Source organism: Dietzia sp. DQ11-44 (assembly GCF_014145205.1).
Lineage (GTDB): Bacteria > Actinomycetota > Actinomycetes > Mycobacteriales > Mycobacteriaceae > Dietzia > Dietzia natronolimnaea.
In genome coordinates this window covers 1-7,014 of record NZ_JAALEC010000306.1, presented here as the reverse complement: position 1 = coordinate 7,014, position 7,014 = coordinate 1, and the positions used below count along the sequence as shown (strand labels likewise).

Below are 7,014 nucleotides of genomic sequence, written 5' to 3'. Positions count from 1 at the left end.
CACGCGGGCGCCTCTGCCCTCGTGCGTCCCGCCCGGGTGCGCCCCGCTCAGCCCCGCCAGGGCGCGATCGGGTTGCCCTGCCAGCGGGTGCCCGGGGGGATACGGTCGCCGCGCATGACGAGCGACGCCGGGCCCACGGTGGAGCCGTCGCCGATCGAGGACGCCGGGAGGGTCACACAGTGGCAGCCCAGGGTCGCGCCGTCGGCCATGTCCACCCGGTCGATCTGCATGATGCGGTCGTGGAACAGGTGGGTCTGCACCACGCAGCCGCGGTTGACGGTGACGGCGTCGCCCAGGGAGACCAGGTCGGCCTCGGGGAGCCAGTAGGACTCGCACCACACACCCCGGCCGATGCGCGACCCGAGCAGCCGCAGCATGACGGTGAGGATCGGGGTGCCGGAGGCGGGGCGGGCCATCCAGGGCGCGGCGAGGAGTTCGACGAACGAGTCGGCGACCTCGTTGCGCCACACGAAGGAGGACCACAGGGGTTGTTCGCCCGCGCGGATCCTGCCCACCAGGAGCCACTTGGCCAGCACCGAGACGAACAGGGCCACGAGTCCGGCGTACGCGAGGGTGACCCCGGAGGCCAGCGCCGCGACGCCGAAACCCCATTCCCGGTGGATCTCCTGCATCACGACCAGGACGCTGACCAGCAGCAGGAACGAGAGCCACACGGGGACCAGGCGCAGGGTCTCCCAGGCGCCGCGGGCCACCTTGAGGCGCCGGGGCGGCTGGTAGGTGCGCACATCGCTCTCGCCGTCGGTCACGGCCCTGGGCAATTTCTGCGGCGGTGAACCGAGCCACGAGGTGCCCTTCTTGGCCTTCTGCGGCGCGGAGGACAGCACGGCGACCAGCCCGCGCGCGGGGACCTTGCGGCCGGCGGACGCGATTCCGGAGTTGCCCAGGAACGCGCGTTTGCCGACCTGCGCCTGCTCCAACCGCATCCAGCCCGATCCCAGTTCGTACGGCGCGACCATCGTGTCGTCGGCGAGGAACGCCCCGTCCCGGACGGTGGTGAGCGAGGGGATGAGCAGGACGGTCGAGGCCTCCACGTCCTTGCCGATCCGCGCGCCCAGCGCCCGGAGCCACATCGGGGTGAGCATCGAGGCGTAGAGCGGGTACAGCCAGTTCCGCGAGGCGTCCATGATGCGCTCGCTGCACCAGGCCTGCCACGCGATGCGCGAGTGAACCGGGTGGAACCCCTCCTCGAGGCCCACCGAGAGCGCACGGACCGACACCAGCGTGAGCGCGGCGAACAACGCGAGCGCGAGCAGCGTCCCGGGGACCGACCACAGGGTGGTACTCAGGAACAGCTGGCCGGGGGTCGTGGCGTCCCGCGCCCCCCAGGCCACCACCGCGAGTCCGGCGGCCAGGGCGAGTAGCGGCATCGCGCCGAGGGCCACCGCCGAGAGCTGGTAGATCACGCTCCACACGCGACTGCGGGGTGCGGGTTCGGCCGGCCAGCTCGAGCCCCGCTTGCCCCGCTTGAGGGCGGGTGAGCCCGCGTAGCGCTTCCCGGCCTTGACGGTGCCCACCACGGCGGACCCGATCTCCACGTGCGCGCCGCTGCCGACCACCGCGCCGGGCAGCAGTGTGGACCGGGCTCCCACCACCGCGTTCTCGCCGATCGCCACGGCTCCGATGTGCAGGACGTCGCCGTCGATCCAGTGCCCGGCCAGGTCGACCTCGGGCTCGATGGAGGCTCCGTCGCCCACGGTCAGCAGCCCGGTGACGGGGGGCAGGGTGTGCATGTCCACGCCGTGGCCGATCGACGCGCCGAGAAGCCGCGCGAACGGTGTGAGCCAGCCGGCGCCCTCGAGGTTGGCGACGCCGGAGGCCTCGACCAGCCGTTCGGCCGCCCAGAGGCGAAGGTGCACCGAGCCGCCCCGCGGATAGGTGCCCGGGGTGACCCCGGCCATGAGGACCCGGCAGAGGAGCCCCGTCACCACCGTGCGGCCCGCGGGCAACAGCAGCAACACCGCGAGTATCCCGAGCACCCACCACGAGACCGGGCGCGCCCAGGGCACCCCCACGGAGGCGGCGACGTTGTTGGCGATCCCCAGCCAGGTGAGCCACTGCAGCCCGGTGATCGTCAGCAGCGGGAGGGTCGCCAGGACCTGCACCGTCTGCGCGCCGCGGCCGACGGGCCTGACGTGTCGCGGCTCCACGGCGGCCACCGGCTCGAGCTCGTCGAGATACTCCGCGAAGTCGCCCAGGCGCGGGCGGTCATAGATGTCCCCCACGGTGACGCCGGGAAAGCGCTCCCGGACCGCCACCACCACGTGGGCGGCGGCGAGCGAGCCGCCCCCCAGGGCGAAGAAGTCCTCGTCCACCCCGGAGACGTCGGCGCCGAGGGCCGAGGACCACAGTTCGGCCACCCACGCATCGGTGCCGTCCAGCTCGGTCTCGGCGGCCGAGGTCTGCGCGAGGGGCCACGGCAGGGCCGCGCGGTCGACCTTCCCCGACGTGCGGGTGGGCAGCTCGTCGACCAGGGTCAACCGGGGGACCACACCCGCCGGCAGGCGGTCGCGCAGGATCCCGGCGGCGTCGGCGAGGTCGAAGTGCCCGGGGTCGTCGGCCACGAGGTAGGCCACGAGCACGGACTGGCCCGCGTCGGTCTTCTTGACCGCGGCGGCTCCGGCGTTCACTCCCGGCAGGGCGGACACCGCGGTGTCGACCTCGCCCAGCTCGAGACGGCGTCCACCGATCTTGACCTGGTCGTCCACGCGGCCGGTGAAGTACAGGCCGTCGGCCTCGAGGCGCACGACGTCGCCGGACCGGTAGGCGCGCTCCCACCCGAGGGTCTCCATGGGCGCGTACTTCTCGGCGTCCTTGTCCGGGTCGAGGTATCGGGCCAGTCCGACGCCACCGATCACCAGCTCGCCGGACTCGCCGTAGCCGACAGGCAGTCCCGTGGCGTCGACCACGGCCAGGTCCCATCCGTCCAGCGGCAGGCCGATCGAGACCTCACCCCTGCCGTCCAGCGGCGCCGCGCACGCCACCACGGTGGCCTCGGTCGGCCCGTAGGTGTTCCAGACCTCCCGGCCGTCTCCCGCGAGTCGCGCGGCGAGCTCGGGCGGGCAGGCCTCGCCGCCGAGGATCACCAGGCGGATGTCGGCGAGCATCTCCTCCGGCCATATCGAGGCCAGGGTCGGGACGGTGGAGATCACCGTGATCCCGCGGTCGCGCAGCCACGGGCCCAGGTCGAGCCCGGACTTGACGATCGACCGGGGCGCGGGCACCAGGCACGCCCCGTGTGCCCAGGCCAGCCACATCTCCTCGCAGGAGGCGTCGAACGCCACGGACAACCCCGCCAGCACCCGGTCGCCCGGGCCGAGCGGGGCGCCGGTGAGGAAGATCCGCGATTCGGCGTCCACGAACGCGGCCGCGCTGCGGTGGGTCACCGCCACACCCTTCGGCAGGCCGGTGGTGCCGGAGGTGAAGATGATCCAGCAGTCGTCGTCGACGGTGGGGGCCCGGTGTCGCGACGGGTCGGCCGGACGTCCGGGGTCGGTGACCCGCATCCCCTGGGCGGTGTAGACGGCCGCCACCTGCGCCTGCCCGAACACCAGCTCGGCGCGGTCGGCCGGATCGTCCACGTCCACGGGGACGTACGCCGCCCCGGCGGCGAGGGTCGACAGGATCGCCAGGTACAACTCGACGCCGCCGGAGGGCATGTGGATGCCCACCCGGTCGCCCGCCCCGACCCCCTGCTGCTGCATCCAGCGCGCCGAGGTGTGGATCTCCTCCCACACCTCGCGGTAGCTCAACACGCGCGCTCCGTCGTCGAGGCACGGGGCGTCCGGGTGACCCTGGGCCGCGGAGCCCAGAACGTCCAGCAATGTCCGGGGGCTCGGGGCCTGTGAGCTGCGAAGATACTGCTCAGGGATGGTGTGCACGTGCGGATGCTATCCCGGCCGGGTGAACTTCCCCCCACAGCGTGGGTGGAACTGGTTCTATTAACTCATGTCAGAATCTCTCCAGGGCAAGACCGTCGTGATCGTGGGAGCGGGGCCCGGTTTCGGGCGGACCCTCGCCCTGCGGGCAGCCGAACAGGGGGCGACCGTCGTCGTGGCCGCCCGCACCGCCTCCCGGCTCGACGGGATCGTCGACGAGGTCCGTGCCGCCGGTGGCACCGCGATCGCCGCCGCGGTGGACGCCACGGAGGCCGACTCCGTGCGGGCGTTGCGCGAGACCGTCGCCCAGCACACCGATGCGGTCCACGGCCTGGTCTACAGCGCGTTCGCCGTACCCAGCATGAAGCCGCTGGCCCAGACCGACCACGAGCAGATCTCGCGGGGGATCGACCTCTCGGTCCTCGGCGCGCTCCGCACCACCCAGGAGTTCACCCCGTTGCTCGAGGCGGGCGCGGAGACCCCGGACGCGGAGCAGATCGACGCCGCGCCCGCGAGCAGCTCCGTGGTGATGATGGCCTCGGCCGTCATCCACCATTCCCGCGAGCGCTACGCCGGCTACAAGATCGCCAAGACCGCCCTCGTCGCGCTGGGGCATTCCCTGGCCACCGAGCTCGGACCGCGTGGGATCCGCGTCAACACCGTGGCGCCCGGGTACATCTACGGCGAGACCCTCAAGGGGTACTTCGAACACCTGGCGGGCAAGTACGGCGGGACCGTGGAGGACGTCTACGCCCACACCGCCGAGAAGATGGACCTGCGCCGCCTGCCCGGCGAGCGCGAGATCGTCGACCCGGTGGTGTTCCTGCTCTCGGACGCCGCGTCGGCGATCACCGGCCAGACCCTCACCGTGGACTGCGGCGAGTTCCACACCTGAGGGCGAGTTCCACAGCTGAGTCCGCGCCCGCTCCCGCGTCCCCACCCCGAGGCGCGGTTCAGGGTCGGATTCGGGGTCCGTCCCGGATGTGGCGGACGCTGCGGGGGAGGAGACTGGAGGTCATCGGGGAGAGGTCCCCGGCCACCAATTTCCGACGACGACGAGGTGACACGTCATGACCTACCCTTCAGACTCCCAGCCCAGGCGACTGGCCAGGTCCGAGGACCGCTGGATCGGGGGCGTGTGCGGCGGACTGGCCGACTACTTCGGGCTGGACCCGGTGTTGGTCCGCGTCCTGTTCGTGGCCTCGCTGCTGCTGCCCGGGCCGCAGGTGCTGCTCTACGTGATCCTGTGGTTCGTCATGCCTGACGCCCGCGCCTGAGGAGGCCATGGCAGGCTGAGCGCATGAGCACTCCAGACACCTCAGCCGCGCCCGGTCAGTACTCCTCCGTCCGCATCGAGAAGGGGGTCCGGGACCCGTTCGTCGCGCAGGTGACGCTGATCGGGCCCGGCCCCCACAACGGTATGGGGCCCGACTTCTGGGCGGAGATGCCCCGTGTGATGGCGGAACTCGACGCCGATCCGGAGGTCCGCGCCGCCGTCATCGCCGGTGAGGGCCGGAACTTCTCCTACGGGTTGGATCTGATGGCGATGATGCCGCAGTTCATGGACTTCCTGCCCCAGGACAAGACCCCGGACGCCTCTCGTAACGAGCGGATCCTGGACTTCGTGGAGAACATGCGCCGCGCCATCGACTCGGTGGCGTCGGCCAAGACCCCGACTGTCGCGGCGGTCCAGGGCCGCTGCATCGGGGGCGCCGTGGACCTGATCTCCGCGTGCGACGTCCGCCACGGTGCCGCCGATTCCTCCTACTCGATCCGCGAGGTCAAGGTGGGGATCGTGGCCGACATGGGGTCGCTCGCGCGGCTGCCCCACATCATCGGCCAGGGGCTGACCCGGGAGCTCGCCCTGACCGGACGGGACATCGACGCGGAGACCGCCCTGCGCTACGGGCTGGTCACCCACGTGGCCGAGGACGCCGCCGGCGTGTTGGACTCGGCGCACGCCACCGCCGCCGAGATCGCGGGCAACCCCCCGCTCGTCGTCCGCGGGACCCGCGAGGTGTTGAACCGCGGCATCGAGGGACAGATCTACGAGAACAACCGCTACGTGGCCACGTGGAACGCGGGCTTCCTCGCCTCCGCCGACATGATGGAGGCCATCTCGGCGACGCTGGAGAAGCGCGAGGCCAGGTTCACCGGCCGCTGAGCCCCGGCGCAGACCGCCCGGCACACCCGGCCTCCTGCATCGACAAGAGCGTTCCGCACACCCGCCTCTCGGGCGATGTGTGCGGAACGCTCTTCGCGTCGTTGTGGAACGGGATGCGGCGGGCCGGGGTCAGCCGCGGTTGGGCTCGGCCTTCTCCTCGGGATGCGTGCCGTAGTTCTCGATCCCCTCGGCCACGAGCTTCTCGCCGTGGGCCTTGTCCCGCCACTCGCCGGGGGTGACGTGCTTGCCCGGCTCGAGGTCCTTGTAGTGGAGGAAGAAGTGCTCGATCGCCTTGAGCTCGTACTCCGGGACGTCGTTCACGTCCTGGATGTGCTCCCACCGCGGGTCCAGGGCCGGCACGCACAGCAGCTTGTCGTCGCCGCCGGCCTCGTCCGACATCGTGTAGACGCCCACGACGCGGGAGTTGACGATCACGCCGGGGTACACCGACTCGTCGAGCAGGACCAGCGCGTCGCACGGGTCGCCGTCGTCGGCCAGGGTGTGGTCGATGTAGCCGTAGTCGGCCGGGTAGCCCATCGAGGTGAACAGGAACCGGTCGAGGTAGATCTTCCCGGTCTCGTGGTGGATCTCGTACTTGTTGCGCGAGCCCTTGGGGATCTCGATGGTCACTTCGACGGACACTGGCGTACCTCGCTGATCGGCGTTCTCGGGACCCCGGACGCGCGCCCGGGAATTCGCGTCGAGTGTAGTAGGCCGGTGCGGCACCGGGGGCGCTCGTCGTCAGGTCGCCCGCTAGCGTGGGTGGTTGATGGCCGCTGCCCGGTCGGGTGCGGGGTGAGGCGAGTCCGGGAGGGTGGGGGTCGGTGACCGAACGGCGCGTGTGGCGGGGGCGGGGCCCGGCGTGGCGGATCGGGGTCGTCCTCGTCACCGTCGCGCTGCTGGTGGCGGGCCTCGTGGTGGCGGCACTCCTCACCGATGTCGAGGGGGAGCTGC

The 7,014-nt window shown here is 71.8% G+C and carries 5 protein-coding genes; 3 read left to right on the top strand and 2 right to left on the bottom strand.

Annotated elements, in window-relative coordinates; all coding sequences use genetic code 11:
• Positions 1–47: 47 nt before the first annotated feature.
• Positions 48–3,899 carry a Pls/PosA family non-ribosomal peptide synthetase gene (locus G6018_RS08490; protein WP_182639375.1) on the bottom strand — a complete coding sequence of 1,284 codons (3,852 nt, stop codon included), beginning with the start codon at positions 3,897–3,899 and terminating at the stop codon, positions 48–50.
• A gap of 67 nt (positions 3,900–3,966) precedes the next feature.
• Between G6018_RS08490 and G6018_RS08485 the strand changes: the two genes are divergently transcribed.
• The 3 genes from G6018_RS08485 (at position 3,967) to G6018_RS08475 (ending at position 6,060) form a co-directional block, all read left to right on the top strand.
• On the top strand, positions 3,967–4,791 hold the full coding sequence (locus G6018_RS08485) for an SDR family oxidoreductase (RefSeq protein ID WP_179524462.1): 825 nt from the start codon (positions 3,967–3,969) through the stop codon (positions 4,789–4,791).
• A 175-nt stretch (positions 4,792–4,966) separates the two neighbouring features.
• Positions 4,967–5,173 (top strand): PspC domain-containing protein, encoded by a 207-nt coding sequence (locus G6018_RS08480; protein WP_182639374.1) that lies wholly within the window; start codon positions 4,967–4,969, stop codon positions 5,171–5,173.
• A gap of 23 nt (positions 5,174–5,196) precedes the next feature.
• The gene (locus tag G6018_RS08475; protein ID WP_179524464.1) at positions 5,197–6,060 is read left to right on the top strand and encodes a crotonase/enoyl-CoA hydratase family protein; all 864 of its coding nucleotides are present in this window, start codon (positions 5,197–5,199) and stop codon (positions 6,058–6,060) included.
• 129 nt (positions 6,061–6,189) lie between these two features.
• Here G6018_RS08475 and G6018_RS08470 read toward each other — a convergent pair whose 3' ends face one another.
• The gene (locus G6018_RS08470; protein WP_179524465.1) at positions 6,190–6,702 is read right to left on the bottom strand and encodes an inorganic diphosphatase; all 513 of its coding nucleotides are present in this window, start codon (positions 6,700–6,702) and stop codon (positions 6,190–6,192) included.
• Positions 6,703–7,014: the final 312 nt, after the last annotated feature.